This window comes from Paraniabella hibiscisoli, assembly GCF_022512515.1.
Lineage (GTDB): Bacteria > Bacteroidota > Bacteroidia > Chitinophagales > Chitinophagaceae > Niabella > Niabella hibiscisoli.
Map to the genome: position 1 here is coordinate 212,031 of NZ_JAKWBK010000002.1, position 20,425 is coordinate 232,455.

General features: G+C 41.4%; 27 protein-coding genes. 16 read left to right on the forward strand and 11 right to left on the reverse strand.

Annotated features, from left to right (window positions below; genetic code table 11):
• Positions 1-46 precede the first annotated feature (46 nt).
• The 6 genes from MKP07_RS29605 to MKP07_RS29630 form a co-directional block, all read right to left on the reverse strand.
• Complete coding sequence (locus tag MKP07_RS29605) at positions 47-772, reverse strand: glutamine amidotransferase-related protein (RefSeq protein ID WP_240851543.1); 726 nt, start codon at positions 770-772, stop codon at positions 47-49.
• Between the two features lie 15 nt (positions 773-787).
• Positions 788-934, reverse strand: coding sequence for a hypothetical protein (locus MKP07_RS29610; protein WP_240851545.1), 147 nt, complete (start codon positions 932-934; stop codon positions 788-790).
• A 25-nt stretch (positions 935-959) separates the two neighbouring features.
• A complete protein-coding gene (locus tag MKP07_RS29615) occupies positions 960-1,517 on the reverse strand; it encodes a YggS family pyridoxal phosphate-dependent enzyme (protein WP_240851546.1) in 558 nt (185 codons plus the stop codon).
• Positions 1,514-1,828 (reverse strand): hypothetical protein, encoded by a 315-nt coding sequence (locus MKP07_RS29620; RefSeq protein ID WP_240851549.1) that lies wholly within the window; start codon positions 1,826-1,828, stop codon positions 1,514-1,516. Before MKP07_RS29620 ends, MKP07_RS29615 begins: the two co-directional genes overlap by 4 nt.
• Positions 1,825-2,172 carry an AAA family ATPase gene (locus MKP07_RS29625; RefSeq protein ID WP_240851550.1) on the reverse strand — a complete coding sequence of 116 codons (348 nt, stop codon included), beginning with the start codon at positions 2,170-2,172 and terminating at the stop codon, positions 1,825-1,827. Before MKP07_RS29625 ends, MKP07_RS29620 begins: the two co-directional genes overlap by 4 nt.
• 353 nt (positions 2,173-2,525) lie before the next feature.
• Positions 2,526-3,338, reverse strand: a complete 813-nt coding sequence (locus tag MKP07_RS29630) for a glycosyltransferase (protein ID WP_240851552.1) — start codon at positions 3,336-3,338, stop codon at positions 2,526-2,528.
• A 232-nt stretch (positions 3,339-3,570) separates the two neighbouring features.
• Between MKP07_RS29630 and MKP07_RS29635 the strand changes: the two genes are divergently transcribed.
• The 15 genes from MKP07_RS29635 to MKP07_RS29705 all read left to right on the forward strand — a co-directional run bounded on the left by MKP07_RS29635 (position 3,571) and on the right by MKP07_RS29705 (position 14,291).
• On the forward strand, positions 3,571-4,347 hold the full coding sequence (locus tag MKP07_RS29635) for a hypothetical protein (protein WP_240851554.1): 777 nt from the start codon (positions 3,571-3,573) through the stop codon (positions 4,345-4,347).
• Between the two features lie 232 nt (positions 4,348-4,579).
• A complete protein-coding gene (locus MKP07_RS29640; protein ID WP_240851555.1) occupies positions 4,580-4,840 on the forward strand; it encodes a hypothetical protein in 261 nt (86 codons plus the stop codon).
• A gap of 47 nt (positions 4,841-4,887) precedes the next feature.
• Positions 4,888-5,103, forward strand: a complete 216-nt coding sequence (locus tag MKP07_RS43155) for a SecDF P1 head subdomain-containing protein (protein ID WP_394803732.1) — start codon at positions 4,888-4,890, stop codon at positions 5,101-5,103.
• Positions 5,104-5,120: 17 nt separating this feature from the next.
• Positions 5,121-5,615, forward strand: a complete 495-nt coding sequence (locus tag MKP07_RS29650) for a hypothetical protein (RefSeq protein ID WP_240851560.1) — start codon at positions 5,121-5,123, stop codon at positions 5,613-5,615.
• 11 nt (positions 5,616-5,626) lie between these two features.
• A complete protein-coding gene (locus MKP07_RS29655; protein WP_240851562.1) occupies positions 5,627-6,049 on the forward strand; it encodes a hypothetical protein in 423 nt (140 codons plus the stop codon).
• A gap of 148 nt (positions 6,050-6,197) precedes the next feature.
• Entirely contained in the window at positions 6,198-6,989 is a 792-nt protein-coding gene (locus MKP07_RS29660; protein WP_240851564.1) for a hypothetical protein, read from the forward strand.
• A 5-nt stretch (positions 6,990-6,994) separates the two neighbouring features.
• Positions 6,995-8,005 carry a hypothetical protein gene (locus MKP07_RS29665; RefSeq protein WP_240851566.1) on the forward strand — a complete coding sequence of 337 codons (1,011 nt, stop codon included), beginning with the start codon at positions 6,995-6,997 and terminating at the stop codon, positions 8,003-8,005.
• 150 nt (positions 8,006-8,155) lie between these two features.
• Complete coding sequence (locus MKP07_RS29670; RefSeq protein ID WP_240851568.1) at positions 8,156-8,332, forward strand: hypothetical protein; 177 nt, start codon at positions 8,156-8,158, stop codon at positions 8,330-8,332.
• A 160-nt stretch (positions 8,333-8,492) separates the two neighbouring features.
• Positions 8,493-8,675 (forward strand): hypothetical protein, encoded by a 183-nt coding sequence (locus tag MKP07_RS29675; RefSeq protein ID WP_240851570.1) that lies wholly within the window; start codon positions 8,493-8,495, stop codon positions 8,673-8,675.
• A gap of 91 nt (positions 8,676-8,766) precedes the next feature.
• Entirely contained in the window at positions 8,767-9,321 is a 555-nt protein-coding gene (locus MKP07_RS29680) for a hypothetical protein (protein WP_240851572.1), read from the forward strand.
• Between the two features lie 24 nt (positions 9,322-9,345).
• The gene (locus MKP07_RS29685) at positions 9,346-10,296 is read left to right on the forward strand and encodes a DUF6688 domain-containing protein (RefSeq protein ID WP_240851573.1); all 951 of its coding nucleotides are present in this window, start codon (positions 9,346-9,348) and stop codon (positions 10,294-10,296) included.
• A 128-nt stretch (positions 10,297-10,424) separates the two neighbouring features.
• Positions 10,425-10,622 (forward strand): hypothetical protein, encoded by a 198-nt coding sequence (locus tag MKP07_RS29690; RefSeq protein WP_240851575.1) that lies wholly within the window; start codon positions 10,425-10,427, stop codon positions 10,620-10,622.
• Positions 10,623-10,922: 300 nt separating this feature from the next.
• Entirely contained in the window at positions 10,923-11,567 is a 645-nt protein-coding gene (locus MKP07_RS29695; RefSeq protein WP_240851577.1) for an XAC2610-related protein, read from the forward strand.
• A 91-nt stretch (positions 11,568-11,658) separates the two neighbouring features.
• Entirely contained in the window at positions 11,659-12,405 is a 747-nt protein-coding gene (locus tag MKP07_RS29700) for a LytR/AlgR family response regulator transcription factor (RefSeq protein ID WP_240851580.1), read from the forward strand.
• Positions 12,402-14,291: a sensor histidine kinase gene (locus MKP07_RS29705; protein WP_240851581.1), complete on the forward strand. Its 1,890-nt coding sequence runs from the start codon at positions 12,402-12,404 to the stop codon at positions 14,289-14,291. Before MKP07_RS29700 ends, MKP07_RS29705 begins: the two co-directional genes overlap by 4 nt.
• A gap of 60 nt (positions 14,292-14,351) precedes the next feature.
• Here MKP07_RS29705 and MKP07_RS29710 read toward each other — a convergent pair whose 3' ends face one another.
• Genes MKP07_RS29710 through MKP07_RS29725 form a run of 4 tightly spaced genes read right to left on the reverse strand, consistent with a single transcriptional unit; the run spans position 14,352 to position 17,964 of the window.
• Positions 14,352-15,446 (reverse strand): PLP-dependent cysteine synthase family protein, encoded by a 1,095-nt coding sequence (locus MKP07_RS29710; RefSeq protein ID WP_240851583.1) that lies wholly within the window; start codon positions 15,444-15,446, stop codon positions 14,352-14,354.
• A gap of 23 nt (positions 15,447-15,469) precedes the next feature.
• Positions 15,470-16,963 carry a protein-disulfide reductase DsbD family protein gene (locus MKP07_RS29715; protein WP_449589536.1) on the reverse strand — a complete coding sequence of 498 codons (1,494 nt, stop codon included), beginning with the start codon at positions 16,961-16,963 and terminating at the stop codon, positions 15,470-15,472.
• The gene (locus MKP07_RS29720) at positions 16,872-17,501 is read right to left on the reverse strand and encodes a hypothetical protein (protein ID WP_240851587.1); all 630 of its coding nucleotides are present in this window, start codon (positions 17,499-17,501) and stop codon (positions 16,872-16,874) included. The genes MKP07_RS29715 and MKP07_RS29720 overlap by 92 nt, the downstream gene beginning before the upstream one ends.
• A 10-nt stretch (positions 17,502-17,511) precedes the next feature.
• On the reverse strand, positions 17,512-17,964 hold the full coding sequence (locus MKP07_RS29725; RefSeq protein WP_240851589.1) for a protein-disulfide reductase DsbD domain-containing protein: 453 nt from the start codon (positions 17,962-17,964) through the stop codon (positions 17,512-17,514).
• A gap of 224 nt (positions 17,965-18,188) precedes the next feature.
• Between MKP07_RS29725 and MKP07_RS29730 the strand changes: the two genes are divergently transcribed.
• Positions 18,189-18,650: an Lrp/AsnC family transcriptional regulator gene (locus tag MKP07_RS29730; RefSeq protein WP_240851592.1), complete on the forward strand. Its 462-nt coding sequence runs from the start codon at positions 18,189-18,191 to the stop codon at positions 18,648-18,650.
• Between the two features lie 10 nt (positions 18,651-18,660).
• On the opposite strand, the gene MKP07_RS29735 is transcribed toward MKP07_RS29730, so the two are convergent.
• Positions 18,661-20,307 (reverse strand): trypsin-like peptidase domain-containing protein, encoded by a 1,647-nt coding sequence (locus MKP07_RS29735; RefSeq protein WP_240851594.1) that lies wholly within the window; start codon positions 20,305-20,307, stop codon positions 18,661-18,663.
• Positions 20,308-20,425: the final 118 nt, after the last annotated feature.

The following is a 20,425-nucleotide window of genomic DNA, read 5'->3' on the forward strand; positions in this document are numbered from 1 at the left end:
CTAATTGGCAGAGATTAATAAAGCAAAAAGCAAAGCATATTTGCCTTTAGTATAAGCTGATTGGGTACGCTTGTGTCAGGCTATCAAGAAAGCCGAATAGTTTGTTATTCATGTTCATAAAGTCATAGGAAACCAATTGGTCCGGCTCCAGTATAAAGCTAAATTGTCGGTTATGACTGAACAAAGCACCATCGGCCTCAACAAGCATTTCGACCAGCTCTTTGGTAAATTCGATATGACATTGGAGTCCATATACCAGGTTTGCAAACGAAATAATTTGTCTGGGACAACCCAGGCTGGTAGCTAGCACTTTACTACCCGCAGGCAGGCCAGGCATATCATTATGCCAGTGCCCCACTGGTAAAAAAGCACCCAAGTGTTTTACCTTTTCATCCAACATACCTGCCTCAGTGAGTGCTATAGGAAACACACCTATTTCTTTCTCGGGGCTGGGAAGGTGACTCGCACCTAAGGCGGCGGCGATCAATTGAGCCCCGAGGCACACACCAACAACCGCTTTTCCGGCTGTTATGGCTTTTCTGATCAGTTTCATTTCTGCAATGGCGTCAAAGTAGGGACAGTCTTCAAGCAAAGTATCAGGGCTTTGAGGGCCTCCCAAAATAATCAGTAAATCAATGGCCGCTATTGATGACGGTAAGGCCTCATATTCAAAAACCTTTGAAAAACCAATAGTGTAACCGCGGCTCAATGCCCAATCCTGATAAACGCCGGGTGCCTCAAAAACTTCGTGTTGTATAAAATGGATATGCATGCTCTGGTTAGAAATCTATGATACAGGTGCTGACTCGTCCCAGTAATAGCTATCAGGATAGCTTCGTTTTCCAAAGATCGCTGTCCCAACTCTTATGATAGTAGCCCCCTCTTCAATGGCTATTTCCAGGTCGCCACTCATACCCATTGACAATTCTTTCATGTCCACATGGGGGATATGGAGCAGGTTAATCTCCTGCTGTAAACCTTTTAACCGCCTGAAACAATATTATTTTGTCCTGGTTGTTACTAAATAGTCCTATGGTCATAAGCCCCTTAATATGCAGGCTGCTCAGGTTACTGATTTGTTGTACCAATGCGACCGCTTGTTCCGGAGCTACTCCAAATTTACTTGCTTCGCCCGAAGTATTTACCTGTACTAATATTTCCATGGATTTATTTTCAGCCAACAATCGCTGGTGTAATTTCAAAGCCAGGTCAAACCGGTCGACGGATTGGATACAGCTGACATTATATTTCAAAAGCTCTTTTATTTTGTTGGTTTGCAGGTGGCCTATAAAATGTTGAACAGGTTTAAGATCCTGCAGGTATTCAAATTTTTGTTTGATTTCCTGCACCTTGTTTTCACCAATCAGTTGGTACCCGGCAAGTATAGCCTCTCTGATACGATCTGCCGTTACCGTTTTTGTGGCGAGTAAAATCTGTATTTCCCGCGTGTCCCGCCCTGCTTTTTTACAGGCAGCGGCAACTCTCTGCCGGATGACTTCTATATTTTCTATAATCATAGCAGGGTCTTTTCCGTACACTCCTGTTCGAGTTGGTAAATAAGCATTGTCTTTACCTGCGTGAAGGCGCTATCTCTCGCTTCTGCATAAGATGTATGATAGATACGGGTTATAGCTCTCAAAGGAGCGGGAAGATGTTGGATAAGCTGGTTATAATAAGTATCTAATTCTGCGTCTGAAGGCATTTCGAAAGAAATGGTCACCTGAAATCTTCTGAGTAGTGCATGATCGATGATGTCTTTATGATTAGTAGCAGCTATCAACAGAGAACTGACGGGGTAATAATCTATCAGCTGGATCAGGGTATTCACCAACCGGCGCATCTCCCTACCTCCCGGTCGTCGCTGCCCCGCGCCTTTCCGATCTGATCAAATTCGTCCAGAAAAAGTACTGCCCGTTCGCGTGCTGCTTTATCAAATACCTGTTTCAGATGCTGGGCCGTTTCGCCTATCCGGGCGCTAACAACACTACTGAGGTTTAATATCAGCAGGGGACGTCCCAACGCATTCGCAATAGCCTTAGCCGTTGTAGTTTTACCGCAACCGGAAGCGCCGTGAAGCAGGAGTTTGTTGTTAACGGGCAACCCGAATTGCTGAAGATTTTTGAGATAATAATGTTCTTTTATTAATTGGCTGACAGCGGCTCTGCCGGGCACCGTTAAAAAATGTCGTCAAGCGTCACTTGCTCCCTGTCGTAGATAATCAGATCAGAAGGGTTCATTCTTATACCTGTAATTTTTAAAAATTGTCTTATAAAATACTCCCGGCCAATAACTAGCCGAAAATAGATGTGGTGAAATTGAATGGTTCCATTACACGAATAAAATTAAATGGTTTTAGGACTATGCAACTGATGCAGAATTGATAAAAACAGGTAGTCCAGAAGAAATAGGCTAAATATGACTTGTAATTGGCAGAACCTACCCGGGTACAAAGCCATGTACGCATAAGCAATAGTAGATTGCTACAGAATAATTAAGGGACAACGCTAGCGGGTTCGCCTCGTGAATCAAACCTGGTGATGCTGAGTTTTGCTGTTAAGCCAACCCCATTTATTAAAATAAGTAACCGCACTACGCAGGTGATGCCAGGTTAGTTTTAAATTGGTATAAGACCCCTTCGTGTAGTGATGGTAAACATGAACATCAGGAAAATAGACCGTTCGTGATCGTTGCAACATACGCCTGGTTAAATCAGCATCTTCCATGTAGAGGAAAAAATGTTCATCAAACCCGCCTATTTCTTTTAAAATATCCGTTCTCAAAAACATAAAACATCCTGATAGAAATGGGACATTATAAATGGGTTGGAGATAGTCATGGTCTTTATATTCATACTTCCCCATTTTTTTGGCTAATAAATCCCGCACAAACCTGGGAAAAAATCTACGGGAGAATAAGTTGGAAAAAGTCGGGTTTTTTCTGCACAGGTATTGAAGACTACCATTGGGATATAATACCCGGGGCATCACTTGCCCGGTATCGCGGTGCTCCTCCATATAATAATAGAGTTGCTCTAATGTGTCAGGCTCAAAATAAACATCCGGGTTTAACACTAAATGATAGCCGGCATTGAACCGGCTGCCATGCGATAAAGCAATATTATGAGCAGTTCCGAAACCAGGATTACCATTATTGAATACATAATGAATTCTTGACGGATCAATGGATGCCAGCTTTTCCAGTTCACGCCCCGGTGAGTTATCTACCAGGAACAGGAATACATTTAAACCCGTAGAAAGAAAACTTTTAACGGCAGCCTCAACTATCGCAAAGTCATTCCTGTATAAAACGATCGATCCTGTTATTTGTACCTCTTTCATTATGCAGTAAGCCGCGATAAAAATATTGTATTGTGTCCATATATATAACAGAAAATCAAGAATTTCCGTTGAGGGCGTTGTATATGGATTACATGCGGCGTTCCAAGGCAAGGTATATCATTATTCGTACGGTTTATAAAAAGTTTTTAACGAATTGTAAATGTCATCGCCGGATGACCTATTTTACTGTACTTTGATGCCTGAAATCCGAAAAGAATTGATTTGTAACAAAATGAAACAAACGATCTTCTTAATTACCCTATTGTTCGTTACATTGAAAAGTTCTGCACAGCATACGAATAGCAACATCGACCGTTACCGGCAATATTCAGGCAGATACGGTGGAAATTCTGGCATCTGTTTATTTGAAGATGGTGGTTTTATGTTGTACGGATATGCGACAGCTGTATTTGGCCACTATAATTTTGAGAAAGACTACCTGCTTTTTTTTCCTGATCAGCCTGAATTGTTTGAGGTATATGCCTGCTACAATAAGGAACTGGGCGACAGTACCAGGATTTATTTCGCGGGTTTTGAGGAAGGTAACACATTTGTAACATTCAACTCGGGAAAGCGGCAACGGGTTTTTAATGAAGATGCCAATTGCTTTGATGCGCCGTTTGTGTACCAGGCTGCTCAGAAGCTAACCGGCTTCACGCTCTCATTTAAACGGGAAAATGTATGGTGGGAGCTGGGCAAACCAAACCCCTCCTGGCAATATGAGCCGACAGGTACATACAACGATTTTATGTGGATGTTTAATGAGCCCAAAAGGGAGTATGAGAATTTTGAAGCCAGGTTAACAGCTGTTGCGGGAAAAAAGTATTGCAACTTTCCAATTACGGTAGTGAAGAAGGCTTTATTAAACAGATACCCGATAAAGAAGAACAAAAACAATGGCAGGAAATACTGGAGTGGAAGAACCAGTATGATCGATCAAAAAGCGCGGGCTCGGCAGCTATCTTTGCCAATAAACACTATCGGTTATTTCCGGAGCCCGACTCATTAAATTATATATGGGATCAGACCTCCAATCAATATATCAGCAGGGAGGCTGATGCCAATGAAGCGTATTTTCGCAGTAATCAATACCAGGATGACCGGTTCTTAAAAAATATATTAAGCTAACGGCTCAAACGAAGGACACCGGAAATTTCGCAGGAGGCGATATCGCTGCCAATAGCATCTTTTACACCGTTTGCGGGGAAGGTACCCGCCCTTCTTACCATTATGAAGGATTTGTGATATACGAAAAAGAAGAAGACAAAGAAAGAACACCTCTTATTGCCACAATACCGGCGCCTCCTCTTTACACCAATCCCAATAAGATCGCCGACCAGGAGTTTATACAAGACTCTATAAAAAATAGCAACTTAGATGAAATAGTGACGCTCGTGAAACCCTTTCCAGTCAATCGTACGGATGGCTTTTATGCCATTGAAAAGAAAAGCAGCGCGGACTACACTCAAACAATACTGGCCGCAAAGCTTCGCTATCGTTAAAAGATTTTGATAGTGTACAGCATACAACCGGCGTCGATAACGAATCTATCATCTTAATCCGGTTCAATAAAGCTGGTGCTGCTAAACTGGAAAAATTCAGCGTTGGCCAGCAAGGGAAACAGGTTGCTTTGGTAGTGGATCAGCAGGTAGTTGCAATGCCATTTATAGCAGCGCCTATCTCTAATGGAAGTATCCATATTAACTGGGGATCCTCATCGAACGAAGTAAAAACAATTGTTGAAAAACTACAAAACCGCAAATAGGTAGCAGCAACATATTTATGATCAACAAAGTTCATATTTGCCTTCTTGTCTCGCTGCTGAGCGCTGTTCAGGTCGCTTATGGACAAGCCATCGATTCACTTAGCTTAAGCAAAATTGGCCGTCAACTCATAAAGAATGAACTTAAAACCAGGGAAGGTATTGTCAAACCCGGCGATGATTGCTTGCGGGATAAAGAAGGATACTTTTTATCCTGCTTATCAGCTGAGTCTTCTGTAAAATGGGTTACCGATTTTAATAAGGATGGCTGGTCCGATGCAGTTTTTCTTTTTACGGATGAAGGTCTTGGCGGTGGCGGGAATGCCTATGGTTTCGATTACCGGGTGTTACTGCTTAACGATAAACGGCAGATCATTAGCCAGTATACAGTATTCGGAGGTGGAAAATTCTCTTACGGTCACCTGCAGATAGACCAGGTAAAAAATGGTCGTATATATGCAACCTACAACGAAAACCCCATGTCCCGGGCGTATGGCGAAGGGGGAAAAACCTAAAGGAAATACCATTGATATTTTCTTTCCGGGATAACAAGATCATAGAAGACAGCTATTCTTCATGCCCGCTTGTATTTATGAAGAAACAGATCTTTAAAAGGGACAATGGATTGAAAATAGATAGCACATTAGAAATGGACGACCAGTTTAATGAAGCATATACTGAGGTAGTATCGCTGAACGATGGTTCTCAAATGATCGCTTCATTAAGCGGATGCGAAGACTTGGATCTCTATTTCAGCAGGACCATACCCTATAAAGCTGCATTGAAAACCAATCAAATTGCCATAAAAGAAGAGCTATTGAAAAATCTGCAGTATCTAAAAAATAATACCCTGTTTAAAACTATTATTCAACATGGCATTTCTCAATTAAGCGTGCTGGAAACAAACCGGGTAACAATCGATAAAAATGGGGGACTGCATTACATTTAACACTACCCGATGGCTGGAAGACTCACCTGTTTATTTCAGGTAATCCCGAACAAGGTTGTTTTATAACCATCCGTTTTGAGAAACCTAAAAGTAATGCCGACATGATGGGTTTCTGGGAAAGTATGGAAAGTAAAAAATTACTGCACCAATGAAAGTCTGGATTATGCAACAATGGACCGTACTCTTTTTTATAGTATTGTTATGCTCCTGTAAGTATGATGCGTCCCCGGCAAAAGCTGTATCTGAGGCAGATAGTATTCCGGCTAAACTTCCAACAGGAAGAGATACTATACCACCGGCACGCTATAGCAGCCAGCTAAGTCCTGGTAAGGTACCACTGCAGCAAACAATAAAAGATACGGTAACATTTGTCGAACGGAACGATAATGGAGACTATTATCTCTGTTATGTACGAAAAGGAAAACACCTCGTATCACTAATTTATGATGAACCGCTTGCACAAAAGTTGAATTTTTTAAGGGGAGACACGCTGGAAATACAGTGGAAAATGGATAGCAGCTGGATTGCAGGGGACGGCGACCGGCTTGAATTTAAAGAGTGGATGCTCAATGCCAGGAAAATCAAAGACGGGAAAGTGGCTACCTTTAGAAAAAACTACACCAAGCCCATTAAGTATTGGTATGCAAAGGATACAGATTATTCCGATGAGCTGAAAGATTACCTGTATCTGCTGGTTGAGTACTATATAGCATACTCGAAACAACCGCTTGTTTTATTGCATCTTGAAAAACCGGAGGAATCAGATTTTGTTTATTCCATAGATGATAGAGATGAGAAAGGCCGGCATTATATCGTTCTTGGCCTCTCGAATGACCAGGGCACGCATTCTAATATTATACAATGGCTGTATCTTGATTCTGAAACGCATGCTTTTTATGAATACGATCTGGCCAATGATAAACTCATACCATTCCCCTAATCATCATGAAACCAATATTTGTTACCATACTGTTATCGATTATATTATTGGGAGGCTGTATTAACAATGACAAAAGTACCCGGCAGCGTTCAACAGGAGCAATCGTTACCGATACTGTATCACTGCAAAAAGATACAGACATTCTCCGGCTTACCGACAGCCTGGATTTATTGGCATTAACACGAAAACTCTTGCAGTGGTCGGAAGAGGAAAGCAAGCAGGCTGACTTCGAGCCTCGCCTGGCAAACACTACCGATACGGTGTACGCCGGAATTGATTTCAACGCTCATCACCAAAGATTAAAAGAGCTGGCACAAACAGGCATTTTTACCCACAGTTTCAAAGTAAACTACAATAAGATTGCTTTGGCAATTGATAAAGAAGTAAAAAACAGGGCGCTTATTTGGGAAACAGGCGCGCTGCCTCCGTTCGGCAATGGCGCCAATCCCTGGTGTAACTGCCAGGATACACCTGACAACTATCCTGCTAAAATATGGATCATGCATTTATCTTTTAAGAATGATACGGCTTCTTATAACTGGAGCTGGGGCGATGGATTAGTGTATCACATGAAAGCGCTGCGGGAAGATGGTAAATGGAAAATCGATTATATGGAGGGCTTTGATTATGATGGTTACATTCGATCGTTTGTTTACGTAAATCAGATCAAAGGCAGCTGGGAAAATGACCTGGTACGTGTTGATATTGGCGATGAAACCCTGACCTTGTGGTATCACGGGCAGTGTGTTTACTTTTATCCTATTCGTACAATAGATAGCCAGACTGTGGAAATGATATGGGCACGGGATATGGACTGTAAATTTGATAACGGTACCAATCAGAAATTTGGGTTGAAGCAAGTGCCTGTTCAAGGCCAACCATTTGCTAAATTCACTCTAAGGGACAATATACTTTATGCTCACTACTATTACGATGAATGGGTGCGGCAGTACTCGAAGCAGGTTCAATCTGAAGTATTTACACCCAGCTATTCCAGGAGATTAGAGCATTATTAACTGTATCCGATTCAAACATCAACCTCGAATTATAAAATAGCTGTACGAATTGTAAATAAACTAACTGTGGTTATACAAAATGCTGCTATTTTAACCAGGTTTAGGTAGCAACGTATTTAACACCCAAATTACCTGCAAATAATAATTTATATGAAAACTTTTCAATTCAAACAACATAATACTGCAAAAGCAATTATAGTTGCCATTGTTTATCTCCTCATTGTGTTTGCTGTAGCCTATATCTGGCTGGGAGGAGTCAATGGCATGGCAGAGAAAGTAAACAGCATAGGGAGCGCGAAAGGTGCGGCTTTATTATCGGGATTATAGTATTGGTTCCTCTTTTTGTCTTGCTTAGGTTTTTTCAGCCGGATGTGATCGTAGATATTGACGTGCAGAAGATCACCATTCGTCAAAAGGGCAAACAGGACCTGATGATCCATTTTAATGCCATTAGCCGTATGGAACTTCATACTAAAAAATCAATAGATTGGATATTTACGATAAGGAAAACAACCTGCTTAGCAATTTGCATCCAACCAGTAAACCCGAAATTTTACAGCCTGTTATTAAAGAGATCGTGACCGCCAGCGGTTTTAGAACCCATAAAAAACCAATAAAAATGATGGGTAGGAATATGGAGGCATTTATTTACGACAACAATATTTTATAACGCGAAAACAATCCGGAAATGCTGGTTGAAATAAAAGTACTAATGAAATGAGTTGAAAAAAATAAAGCTATTTTTAGAGATGGTTCGAATAATGATCTTATGGGTTGCGGTGACCTGCTTTTTAAGTTGCAGTTCGGAGACTGACAGAAAAGCTGATCATGCAGAAAATGAGTTTGCCCACAGTCCCTTAAAAGACAGTTTGCCCGAAAACCCTACGGAAATGAGTAAGGCCGGGGCAGACACCACGAAGTATTTGTTTGAAATAGAAGGCTTGTATAAATTAACAGATACCATTGGTGATTGTAAAATGGAGCTGCGTATTTTCAGGAATAAAAAGCAATTTAACTATCAGTTAAAAACAGCAACCAGGCAATGGCAGGGAGATGTATTACTATCCTTTAACGAAAAGAAAGATGGTTATTATATCACTTTGAAAGGTATTGAATGGAGTGAATATGAAGGGGTGGTCGATCCGGACGAACAGGACGAACAACCGGAGGAAGAAAAGGCTTTACCGCAAGAGGTGCAGGGTGTACTTTATAATAACGAAATAACCATTCAAAATACTGGTAATTCCATGAACTATTATGTAAAATTTGGTGATTGTGATCTTAAATATATTCATCTTATTAAAAGGGCCCGATAAGTTGGGTGCGTGAAAATGGATACTGTGATTTTTAGTCTGGTCATACTTATTATAGGAACCTTGATTGGATTGGGACTTTTAAAGAAACGGGTTCCTGCCATCACCTGGGGAGCTATTGCCATAACACTATTATACCTATTTCTTTCTTTTGTATTTGCATGGGGTATGATCATTCATGATGCTCCCTATAACCAGGCTATTGATCCTATAGATCGTTGTTATGCTCCGTTTGCTGACCGGCATACCATAAGTTTGCTGGTTTATTTTGTGCTATACCATGTTGCTATGATCCTCGTATGGATCAGGGGAAGAACTTTGCCTCCGTTGACCCTGGTTTTATTGCTGATATTTTTATTTATAGGTTGTATTCTTAATGTTGTAATAATTTTTCAGGTAGCAGTACATCAAACCGGAACCATTGATGGGTATAAAGGTAATGACGGTACCGCTTTCCTTTTACCAGCTCCCCTACTCAGTCTTATCCTGGGACTATACTTAATTATAAGACTTATTAGAGAAGAAGCCAGGACATCCGTTGAACGAAGTTTTAAGAATACTTTTCTCCAACATTGCAATCAGTTACTCGCCGGCCGCTATCATGAATCGGTTTGGGCCCTGTTGTTATTGCTACCCGTATGGTTGATTATAACCCTCATCCTTATTTTATTGGGGCAGGATTATAACTCGTTGGTAAAGGTTTTTACGGATACCACTACCTGGGCCTTATCTCAAAAAATACACCCACCTCCTCTGGATCACCAGGGCCATTATTTATGTACAGTGGCCGCCCGGGGAAACCCGCGTTTGGTAAAACCGCTAAGAATAGGTTATCGTCATGGCAAACCAGCCATTGTAAACCGCCAGCTATTGATCGCTAATGCTTTTGAAGAATGGATTCAGAATATAGCGCCTCATACTCATCAACACATCCGATGTTTTTATGATCGGTATGGCTATAATCTTTCGAAAAAATAAACTCTATAACGTTATCCAATTTGACCTACAGGTTAATGAAGCCGCTGGAGTGGACCTTTTACTGGCACTTTATCTTTTTGTACCTGTCCTGAAGCAAGGATTCAAAGACAATATCGTTGATCTGTACTATGAAGTTTATTAAAGGGATCAATATTATACTAATTACGGTATTGCTTTTGCTGTTAGCATTCGACCTGTTACTGGTATTGCCGGAATATTGTGCATGTCGTAATGCATCGGAAGGCATTACTGTAACAACAATCTGGCGCTATGAGCTTGATTGCATCGGAGACACGGCTGAGTTTTCCTGGTATTTTTTCAGCTGATTGGATTTGTTGCCTTATTACTATCCATCATTATTTTAATATTACATGGTATATACCGCAGAAAAGCAAAGAAACTTAAAAACAGCAATTGATGAATAAAGCTATAACTGTATTATTACTTATTTTAGGTAGCGGTTTTACGCAGATATCTGCTCAACCGTTTCTTTTAAAGGCTTCCCAAACAAAACCGTCTTTTAGTCTTAAAATATACTATGGCTCTAAAGGCAAAGGGGCATTTGTGCAGTACACAGGGCAAAAGGGAATAATCCCCTTCAACTTAAAAGCTATAACCTGGATAGTATGGATCGCGAGTATGGCCAACCTGATGGGCAGGTATATGTTTGGAACGAAATCGTTAATGGGAAAATTTCAGGCTCGTATAGCCTGACGGAAGGTTTAAGATATATAACAGACGCATGGTACCTGCGCGGTAACGATAACAGGAAGTTTGATCTGGAAGAGCAGAAAGAGAGGGAGAAATATGATGGTATAGCTAAGTACCTGCTGCACGGAACTCTTATTGAGTTTAACCATTATTATAATGATACACTCATTTTCAGGTATCCCAATAAAACAGTAAGCGTGCTTATATTACCCGAAATTATACAGCCCGGTGGCGCCAGGCAAAGTCATATAGCAGATTACAATTTTGACGGCTATGACGATGTGGCATTTTCTGTTGCCGATGCAGGAATGGGCGTTTATCAGCAATTCACGATCTATTTGTATAATCCGAAGTATCAGCAGTTTTACTTGCTTCAGGAGCCTGAACAAAACGAAAACGCTCAATGCAGCTGCCTTTGCAATGTAACAGCAGACGAAAATAAAAAGGAACTAAGCACTTCCTGCAGAGGCGGCGCACGCTGGTGGCAGGATGTGTGGCGCTTTAAGAATAACAAACTGGTATGGGTACGGTCTGAACAACTTTCTGAAATTGCTCAGTAAAAGACATATAGACACCCGGGTAAGAGATGCTTAAAAATAATAATCGGTACTCCCCGCGCTCTTGATATATTTACACCCTATTTATAAAAGAATGATCACAATAGCTATTATAGAAGACGAACCCGCTGTACGCAAAGAAATCACTTACCTGATACAGCAGGAAGATCGCACGGAGCTTGTTGGCTGGAGCGATAGTGTAAAGGCCTCGCTCACACTGATTAAAGAAAAGCAACCCGATGTTATCCTGATGGACATCCAGCTTCGGGACGGAACGGCTTTCGATATTTTAAAACAACTTAATCCCATACCTGAGAATATCATTTTCATTACGGCCTACAACCAGTTTGCTATTCGGGCCATAAAATATGGGGCACTGGATTATCTTCTAAAACCAATTGATCAAACCGAGTTGAAAGAAGCGCTGGAACGATACCGCCGCCGCCGGGACAATAATTCTCAATGGATGCAACAGCTTTCGCTGGCACAGGAGCTGCTGAAAAATGAAGTAATATTACCTGAAAGTATTGCCCTGCATTCGCTCAATCATGTTCGTATTATTAATGTACAGGATATTGTGTATTGCAAAGGCGATGGTCCTTATACTTTCTTTTTCCTCAGCAATGGTGAAAAGGAACTGGTATCCAAACCTCTTAAATTTTATGAAGAGTTATTAAAAGCTCCTCATTTTTTGCGATCGCACCAGTCTTACCTGGTTAATAAAAACCATATCTCGGGTGTTAACCGGTCCGAATATATTGTACTAAAGAATAAGGAAGAAATTCCTATTTCACTGCGCAGAAAAAATTTTATACTCAATCAACTATTTCCTGCTGAATGACATCACGATACGTTTACCTACTGTTCATCCTGCTTGTTTCTTTATTATTTTCCTGCAAACACAGCGACAATGATACCGCAGCTCATCAATCTTTAGCAAAAAAGATAAAAGCACTTGAAGAAGTTAAAACATCACCGGCAAATAGCGATTCGGTGTTGAAAAACTGGGGTTTGTTAAGCAATTTACCATCACTACAGGAGGACACCGTTCTATATGCTACCGTTCAGTATAATATGGGCCGGTTATATGCGATGAGGGGTAACGATTCGGCAGAAGGATATATAACAAAGGGGCTGGAACTAATTGAGCCTACAACTGGAAATCTAGAATTGAAAGCCCGTATGTACAATGGAATGGGTAATATAAAAAGCGAGGATACCAAAGAGCACCAGGCGAATTATTACTACAATAAGGCTGCAACAATTGTATTAGCTGATAGCTCGCTGAACCTCTCTCCTCTTACCCGTTCTATCATGTTGATATCAGCCGCTCAAAGTAACTCTATTCTCTTTCAATATGAGTTAGCTCAGCAAATGAACAAGGCAGTATTGGCATTATCACCCCAGCTTCCTCCCGATCATATCAACCGGCAAAGGGTATTCGTACAAATTATTCAAACCTTAAACGCACAACATAAACCGGGTGATAGTATAATCGTTTACTTAAAGAAACTCGAAATGCTTCATCAACAATATCCCGACACATACGATGAAAGCTATTTATACGAGTGTAAGGTCAAATACTTTGAGGCTACTAATCAGAATGATTCGATCCTGCATTACCAGTTGCTAAAAAGTGAAATAGATCAGTTGAAATATAAAGCCATGCCTACGTCCGGTTCTGCAATCAATAATCTCTTTGTTGATTATGTTAATATAGGCGGGGTTTATACAGCCATGAAGAATACGAAGGCAGCATCTGTTAGCCTGGATAAGGCAGCCGCATTTCTGAAGCAACATCCCGATGAGGTTTCTTTAGGCAACCAGATCATTTACAAGACCAACCTGGCTTCTTTACTGGAACTCAGAGGGGAAAAGCAGGAAGCTTTAAACCTTATGAGTAAAGCCTATACACTGCAGCGGGAAAATTACGAAACAGAAAATACCCAGGCCATTGTTGAAATGAACGCACTCTATCAGCTACAGGCTAAAGATCGTTCTATTAAATCCCTTAATGAAAATATCAAGATCAATGAGTTGCAACTTGAGCAAAACAGGCTTTGGCTGATTATTGTTATTCTTGTACTGGTAGTGCTGGCCATTGGGTTTCTTTTCTTTTATAACAGTTACCGTCAACGCCGTGCTGCGCAGAAGAAAGAGCAAGCGCTGCTCCAGCAGCAATTGCTGCGTACGCAAATGGAACCGCATTTTATATTTAATACCCTGGCAGCTGTGCAAAGCTTTGTAAGGCTGGATAAAAAAGAAGCAGCTATCAAATATTTAAATCGTTTCAGTCGCCTGCTGCGGAGCAGTTTAGAACTCAGCCGTGAGCAACTGGTTCCCTTATGTGAAGAGATGGAAACCCTGGAAAACTATCTGAATCTTCAGCAAATGCGGTTTGAAAATGCATTTGAATATAGTATTACCCGTGAGCAAACATTAGACTGGGATGCAGTGATGATACCCCCCATGCTGATACAGCCTTTTGTAGAGAATGCCATCTTGCATGGCATAGACCTGGATACTGGTGAGGGTCGGATTGATGTTGACTTTTCAATTACGAATGAGATATTGAAAGTATCTGTTACCGATAGCGGTAAGAAAACAGTCGATACGGCAGAACCTGCTCACCGTTCACTGTCTGGCACAATCAGCCGGGAACGTATCAGTTTATTAGGAAAAATGCGAGTATCGCTACTCAATCAAATGGTATTGGCACCCAAGTAATTATTTGTGTACCTGTTACCGTATAATATTTTGCCCAAACAATTGTAAAGGAAATAAAGCTTAATAATACCTGCCAATCCCCCTGTAATCCAGCAATTCTACATCTGTTGAATAGTATCCCGCTTTAACAGGTTCATCTTTCATCAGGTCGGTGCTCAGGTACTTTTTATTGCTATCGCTGAATACGGTTACCACCACAGCCTCGTCACCCAATTCCTCCTGTAACTGAATGGCCCCGATCATATTAGCGCCTGAAGAGATACCCACCGCCAGTCCGAGTTTGCGGGACAATTGCTGTGCCATAATAATGGAATCACCATCTGACGCCTTTACTACCCTGCCCAGCTGGTCCAGCTTTACAATTGCAGGTATAAACTCGTCAGAAATACCCTGAATACGATGAGATCCTACTTTGTATCCGGTAGATAAAGTGGGGGATTCTGCTGGTTCCAGCGGATGAATATGGATGGCAGGGTTACGGCTTTTTAAGTAATAACCCACTCCCATGATGGTTCCACCGGTGCCCACACCAGCAACAAAAGCATCAGGTGTTTTATCAATAGCCTGTAGCTGCATCCATATTTCTTTACCGGTTGTTTTTTCGTGAGCTTCACAATTATAGAGGTTTTCGAACTGGCGCGGTAAGAAAACCGAGGGATCTGACTGGGCCATTTCTTCTGACAATTGTATACTGCCCAGGAAACCACCCTGCTCTTTGCTGATCAATACTACTTCTGCTCCCAGGCTGCGTATAATATCTATCCGCTCTTTACTCAACCAGTTCGGCATAATGATCTTTACATCATGCCCCAGGGCTCTGCCAATGGCGCTAAATGCAATCCCCGTATTACCACTTGTTGCTTCCACGATAGTATCACCCGGTTGTATCAACTTCTCTTCGTATGCTTTTTGCAGAATGTAAAGCGCCATGCGGTCTTTAATACTACCGGTTAAGTTGTAGTGCTCACATTTCACATATACCTTCCTGCATCTGCCTTTATAACGGTAAGAAATTTCGAGCAGTGGTGTATTACCGACCATGTGCCAGAGATGAGCCAGTTTGTTGCTAAGCTTTTCTTCTGCGCTGGTTGAAGCATTATTGTAACAACCGCAGTCGTCTGTATTATTTACGGTTTCGCCTGTTATCGTATTCATATCTAAGCTTTTTATGTTGACCGTTACTGGTGTGCTGTACTTCTTTTGCTGTAAACTTCCTTTACGGTATCTAGTAATTTAATAAACTTATTTACATCAGGATCGTACCCATAGCCATCATGCGCCAGGCGCTGTTCTTTATCATCCAGAAAGAAATAATAAGGCTGCGTATTAGCACCAAATTTTTCTACCTGCATATCTGCATTGAAGTCCCCCAGTGTTTCTACCCGCCTGTCCAGTGTTTTCGAAAAATACTGTTCCTGCTGGGGAATGTAAACATTGTGTACATCTACATAAAGTGATACAATAACAAAATCGTCTTTAAGTCGCTGCATCACTTTGGGATCACTCCAAACCTGTCCTTCCATTTTGCGGCAGTTTACACAGTTGATTCCGGTAAAATCCAGCATCAATGGTTTTTTTAACCGACGGGATACGGCAAGAGCTTCCTGGTAGTCGAAATAAGTTACCATACCGTTATTTACCACCACATCAGGTTCATTCTTTCGCATTTCCTCGTAATATTTTGCAGGCTTGGGCAAACCGACAGCCCCATGACTGCTGTTGTTATCCTGGGAAAAAGCCGCTGATGAAAGATTAAAGCCGGAAGGCAGGTCATCCGCATTAAAGTCTTGTGTACCCATTGGCGGTACAAATGCAGATATACCTTTCAGCGGTGCTCCCCATAATCCCGGTATCATGTAAACCGCAAAGATCAGCGAGGTCATAGCAAATAATAGCCTGGTTACGGAAAGATAAGGCAGGCCAAAATCATTCTTCGGCAGCTCATCATCGTGATGAAATTTTAATTTTCCCAGGAGGTAAATGCCGAGTAAAATAAAGATCACAATCCACGCTGCAATAAATATCTCCCTGTCCAATAGCCTCCATCCTCTTGCCAGGTCTGCATTAGAAAGAAATTTGAGCGCTAAGGCCAGCTCGATAAACCCGAGAGTCACTTTGATAGAATTCATCCAGCCGCCGGGTTTGCTTAAACTATTTAACCAGGATGGGAAAAAAGCAAACAAAGCAAACGGAATAGAAAGCGCCAGTGAAAAGCCGAAGAAACCAATCAGTGGACCAGCATATCCCCCTTTAAAAATAACCGGCAGCAAAAGCCCTAGTATGGGTCCGGTACAGCTGAACGATACCACTACCAAAACCAGCGCCATAAAAAATATGCCCAGGAAACTGGATGCGTTCGCCTTTGAATCTGCTTTGTTAGACCAGGAAGAAGGCAGCGTTATTTCAAATGCGCCCAGAAAGGAGATACCAAATACAACAAAGACAAGGAAGATAAAAAGATTGAAGATCCAGTTAGTGGAAATGTCATTTAAGGCTGTAGGTCCCCAGATCAGCGTGATCAGAAATCCTATAAATGTAAAAATAAATATGATGGATAAGGAATAGATAACTGCATTCTTTCTACCCTCCAGCTTTGTTTTGCTGCGCTTGGTAAAAAAGGATACGGTTACCGGTATCATTGAATAAACACAGGGTGTTAATAACGCCAGCAAGCCCCCACCGAAGGCTGTAAGGAATATCCATATTAAAAGAGCGATCGGCAATATTGTTGTCAGTTGTTGTATCAGCTTCCGGCTCTAAATAAAACCTGCCGGTTGCTTCACCCGGCAAATATTCCTGCCCGTTTTTATACAAATAATTGAGGTACACTTTAGTTGATAAACTATCTCCTGTTGCCAGATTTATTTTTTGCTGCCATTTTACGGAGTCCGTGTAAAAATGAACATCGGCGTTCACAGATGAGTCATGCTCTGATTGCATTTTTCCATGTTCTGTTACTGCTCCTGAATAGAACTTAGCAGCAGCAGTATCAAAGAGAATATTTGAATACAATACATCCGCATCACGCTGTTGCTTTGCATACAGCTTGATACCTGGGGCAAGGTGCACCACAACTGAAAGTACCACCTCCTTTTCGCTGGTTCTCTCCTTTTTATATTCAAAACGAATATCAGTGGTATCGGCAGCAGCGGCTGTTACTACCAGGCATAGCAGCCATACAATGAAACATGTAAATAATCCTTTCTTCATAAACAAAAACTTATTGTATAGCTATAGAAAATTTTTGGCTGGTGGGCGGCAAACATTCCCTGTCATTGCAGGTCATATAGTCAATACTGCCGGTTATATTTGTTTTTACTTTTCCTTTCAATTTTACTACCTGCACAAAATCAACCTTATTGGAAAACTGTTTTACATCCACGCCAAATATCTCTTCATGCTTTTTCTCCAATTTACCAACTTCGGTAGCTGTGCCCTGTATGGTAACCAAAGGATTTGCTGCAAACTTAATTTTGGTAGGTACGGGTCCACCGTCGGGTGTTGTTTGTGAATAAATATGCCAGCCTCCTTCGAGAGATGCAGTAAAATGGATTTCGTAGGTGGTAGCATTTATTTTCTTAGCGGTAAAGCTCCATTTGGCAGGTTGCTTTACTTGTGAATAACAAATGGTGACACTTACCAGTGCCAACATGGTAAATAGAAACTGTCTCATAATGCTTCGTTTTTGTTTGTATTTTATAAAAATGAACCCGCCTGGATGACAAATAATACAGTTCAAAGATCATTTACTTATACTTCGTATTAAATTTTATAGAAAATACCGGAATAATACATATTATTTGTATAATTATCCGGAAAATAAACCAATTTTGAAAGAGATTTTACCATTACTTGTAATTTTTTTCGGAATTCAGTTTTACTTTTAAATGAACATGTATGTTTGAAATAGACGAGTTGGATAAACAAATACTCAGATTGTTACAGGTAGATGCTTCTGTTACCCATCGCCAGGTTGCCCTTACATTAAGGCGCTCCATTACTACGATACATGACCGCATATCCAGATTAAAAGAGGAAGGAGTTATTCTCCGGTCGGTTGCAGTACTCGATCGCAAAAAGATAGGAAAAGGGCTCTTAACTTTCAGTCATGTATTGTTGAATCAACACACTATTGAAGTGTTAGAGCAATTTGAAAAGGCTGTAAAAAAATTTCCTGAAGTATTAGAGTGTTTCCAGATGACCGGCTCTTTTGACTTTCTTTTACGGGTATCCACGAGGGATATGGAAGAGTACCATGAATTTTACCGCTACAAGCTGGCTAAACTCCCCAATATCACCACGGTAAACAGCTATTTTGCTTTATCTGAAACCAAGAGCGTTACCGCCTACCCTATCTAAATCAACACCTTTATATATCGATAGTATTGATAAAAGAAATTAGTTCAGAAACATTAAGCGCCACCGTAGTTGTATGACTGAACCTTGCGATATTTATTCCTGCCAGGTTACCTGATGAATCAAACAAAGGACTACCACATTCATAAGAACGTATTCTGGCGTCATGCAATATCACATGTTGAAAACCATCCCTGCGTAAAGACTTGCCTCCCTCAAAACGATTCATGGGATGAGGCTGCTCCCTGAGTATGCGTGGTGCCAGCACCAGGGCAACTGCTAATGTATCTGCTTCTCTTCGAACAGAAAAATGCAGTTTATCGCCGGGATAATATTTCGTCATCTCACTATTGAAACCCTTTGCTCCGTTTACCGGTACCTGGTTAATACTAATAACACAGTCGCCCACTTTTAGCCCGGCCTTTTCTGCAACACCACCAGAATCTATTTTAGTGATAGTAGGGCAGCCATCCTGTTCCTGCAACCAGGCGTTGAAGCCACCAGAACTCAACCTGTTAGGTAGTTCATCTACCAGTAAGCCGCCAATACTACCTTTTGATGTTTTGCCAGGCAAGGCTGTATGTAAAAAACGGCCAGTGAAATCGCGATCGTCTGCGACCAATACTTTTAGGTTCTGAGCGATTAATGGCTGCGGAAACCTGTAATCAAAACTTAATGCTACCAGATCTTTGCGAGGATCGCGGCCAATAATTTTCAAGGATATTATCCTACCCGCAATTTGGATACGGGCAGAATCGCCCACCTCGCTGCTTTTACTGATGATCATTTGCTTCCCATTCTTTAATTGAAAAACGGTACCAAGGATCGTATCCCTCGAACTATACATTTTTACAACAGCTTCGCTCTTTGTTTTTACTAATGCTGGAACCGTGGGTTCCTTTATACTTGTGGCTCCGTTTGGCTGAAGACTGGTTTTGCCAGGCAGCAGTTGATCGGCTTTATCAGGAAGGCTGTCATAATTCTTAACAACCTGCAAGGCGGTAAAATACTTTGTGTAGATGTCGATGGGAACTTCGTAATTCGCTCCTTCCGGTTTGTCGATCCGTGAATGTAGCCCGATCAGCTTTCCCTGTACATCAAACAAGGGACCGCCCGAGTCACCGGTTTCCATAATGCAGGAACTTTCTACAAAACCCCATTCATTTAAAGTATTGAGGATACGTCCCCATCTCAGCATGGGAACCATCAGGTTCTGACTTTCGGGGTAAGAAATGCCAAAACAAGTTTGATCTTTAATAAGAGAAGCACTTGTACCCGTTTCAACATAAGGCCAGGGCCCTGTTTCTATCATCCGCATCATGGCCACATCTGGTCTGAGTGTCTGCCGGTCGGTAGCTATACGACCTAATGCCCTGGCCAAACCTGTTTTGCCGCACGGGAAACTTATTCTGTATAATAGTCCAGGCTTTACCGCGTGCGCCACTGTTAAAATAACACCATCAGCACTTACGACAACGGCGCTAAATTGGGCACTATTCTGGGCGCTCGTGGTAGAATCTATCCCATAAGCTCTTACGCATGCAGGATACACTTTACGATATACTTCTTTAACCTGCTGTTCAACAGACACATTACTGTTCTGCCCCAGGCTGAACAATGGAAGCAGCAACAACATCAGGATATTCTTTCTATAGCGCATACAATATTTTTAGTGTATAAATATTCATGGGCCAGTAAAAACCGACCCATGAAAAAAGCACCAACTATTTTAATAATATATCTTATCCCTTTTTAGCCCTTTCGATCATCTGAGTTAA

Bases quoted from the DNA above. Each gene is read 5' to 3' on its own strand.
- MKP07_RS29605 (WP_240851543.1), bottom strand. From the start codon at position 772: ATGCATATCCATTTTATACAACACGAAGTTTTTGAGGCACCCGGCGTT.
- MKP07_RS29610 (WP_240851545.1), bottom strand. From the start codon at position 934: ATGAAAGAATTGTCAATGGGTATGAGTGGCGACCTGGAAATAGCCATT.
- MKP07_RS29615 (WP_240851546.1), bottom strand. From the start codon at position 1,517: ATGATTATAGAAAATATAGAAGTCATCCGGCAGAGAGTTGCCGCTGCC.
- MKP07_RS29630 (WP_240851552.1), bottom strand. From the start codon at position 3,338: ATGAAAGAGGTACAAATAACAGGATCGATCGTTTTATACAGGAATGAC.
- MKP07_RS29635 (WP_240851554.1), top strand. From the start codon at position 3,571: ATGAAACAAACGATCTTCTTAATTACCCTATTGTTCGTTACATTGAAA.
- MKP07_RS29650 (WP_240851560.1), top strand. From the start codon at position 5,121: ATGATCAACAAAGTTCATATTTGCCTTCTTGTCTCGCTGCTGAGCGCT.
- MKP07_RS29660 (WP_240851564.1), top strand. From the start codon at position 6,198: ATGAAAGTCTGGATTATGCAACAATGGACCGTACTCTTTTTTATAGTA.
- MKP07_RS29665 (WP_240851566.1), top strand. From the start codon at position 6,995: ATGAAACCAATATTTGTTACCATACTGTTATCGATTATATTATTGGGA.
- MKP07_RS29670 (WP_240851568.1), top strand. From the start codon at position 8,156: ATGAAAACTTTTCAATTCAAACAACATAATACTGCAAAAGCAATTATA.
- MKP07_RS29680 (WP_240851572.1), top strand. From the start codon at position 8,767: ATGATCTTATGGGTTGCGGTGACCTGCTTTTTAAGTTGCAGTTCGGAG.
- MKP07_RS29690 (WP_240851575.1), top strand. From the start codon at position 10,425: ATGAAGTTTATTAAAGGGATCAATATTATACTAATTACGGTATTGCTT.
- MKP07_RS29695 (WP_240851577.1), top strand. From the start codon at position 10,923: ATGGATCGCGAGTATGGCCAACCTGATGGGCAGGTATATGTTTGGAAC.
- MKP07_RS29700 (WP_240851580.1), top strand. From the start codon at position 11,659: ATGATCACAATAGCTATTATAGAAGACGAACCCGCTGTACGCAAAGAA.
- MKP07_RS29705 (WP_240851581.1), top strand. From the start codon at position 12,402: ATGACATCACGATACGTTTACCTACTGTTCATCCTGCTTGTTTCTTTA.
- MKP07_RS29710 (WP_240851583.1), bottom strand. From the start codon at position 15,446: ATGAATACGATAACAGGCGAAACCGTAAATAATACAGACGACTGCGGT.
- MKP07_RS29720 (WP_240851587.1), bottom strand. From the start codon at position 17,501: ATGAAGAAAGGATTATTTACATGTTTCATTGTATGGCTGCTATGCCTG.
- MKP07_RS29725 (WP_240851589.1), bottom strand. From the start codon at position 17,964: ATGAGACAGTTTCTATTTACCATGTTGGCACTGGTAAGTGTCACCATT.
- MKP07_RS29730 (WP_240851592.1), top strand. From the start codon at position 18,189: ATGTTTGAAATAGACGAGTTGGATAAACAAATACTCAGATTGTTACAG.
- MKP07_RS29735 (WP_240851594.1), bottom strand. From the start codon at position 20,307: ATGCGCTATAGAAAGAATATCCTGATGTTGTTGCTGCTTCCATTGTTC.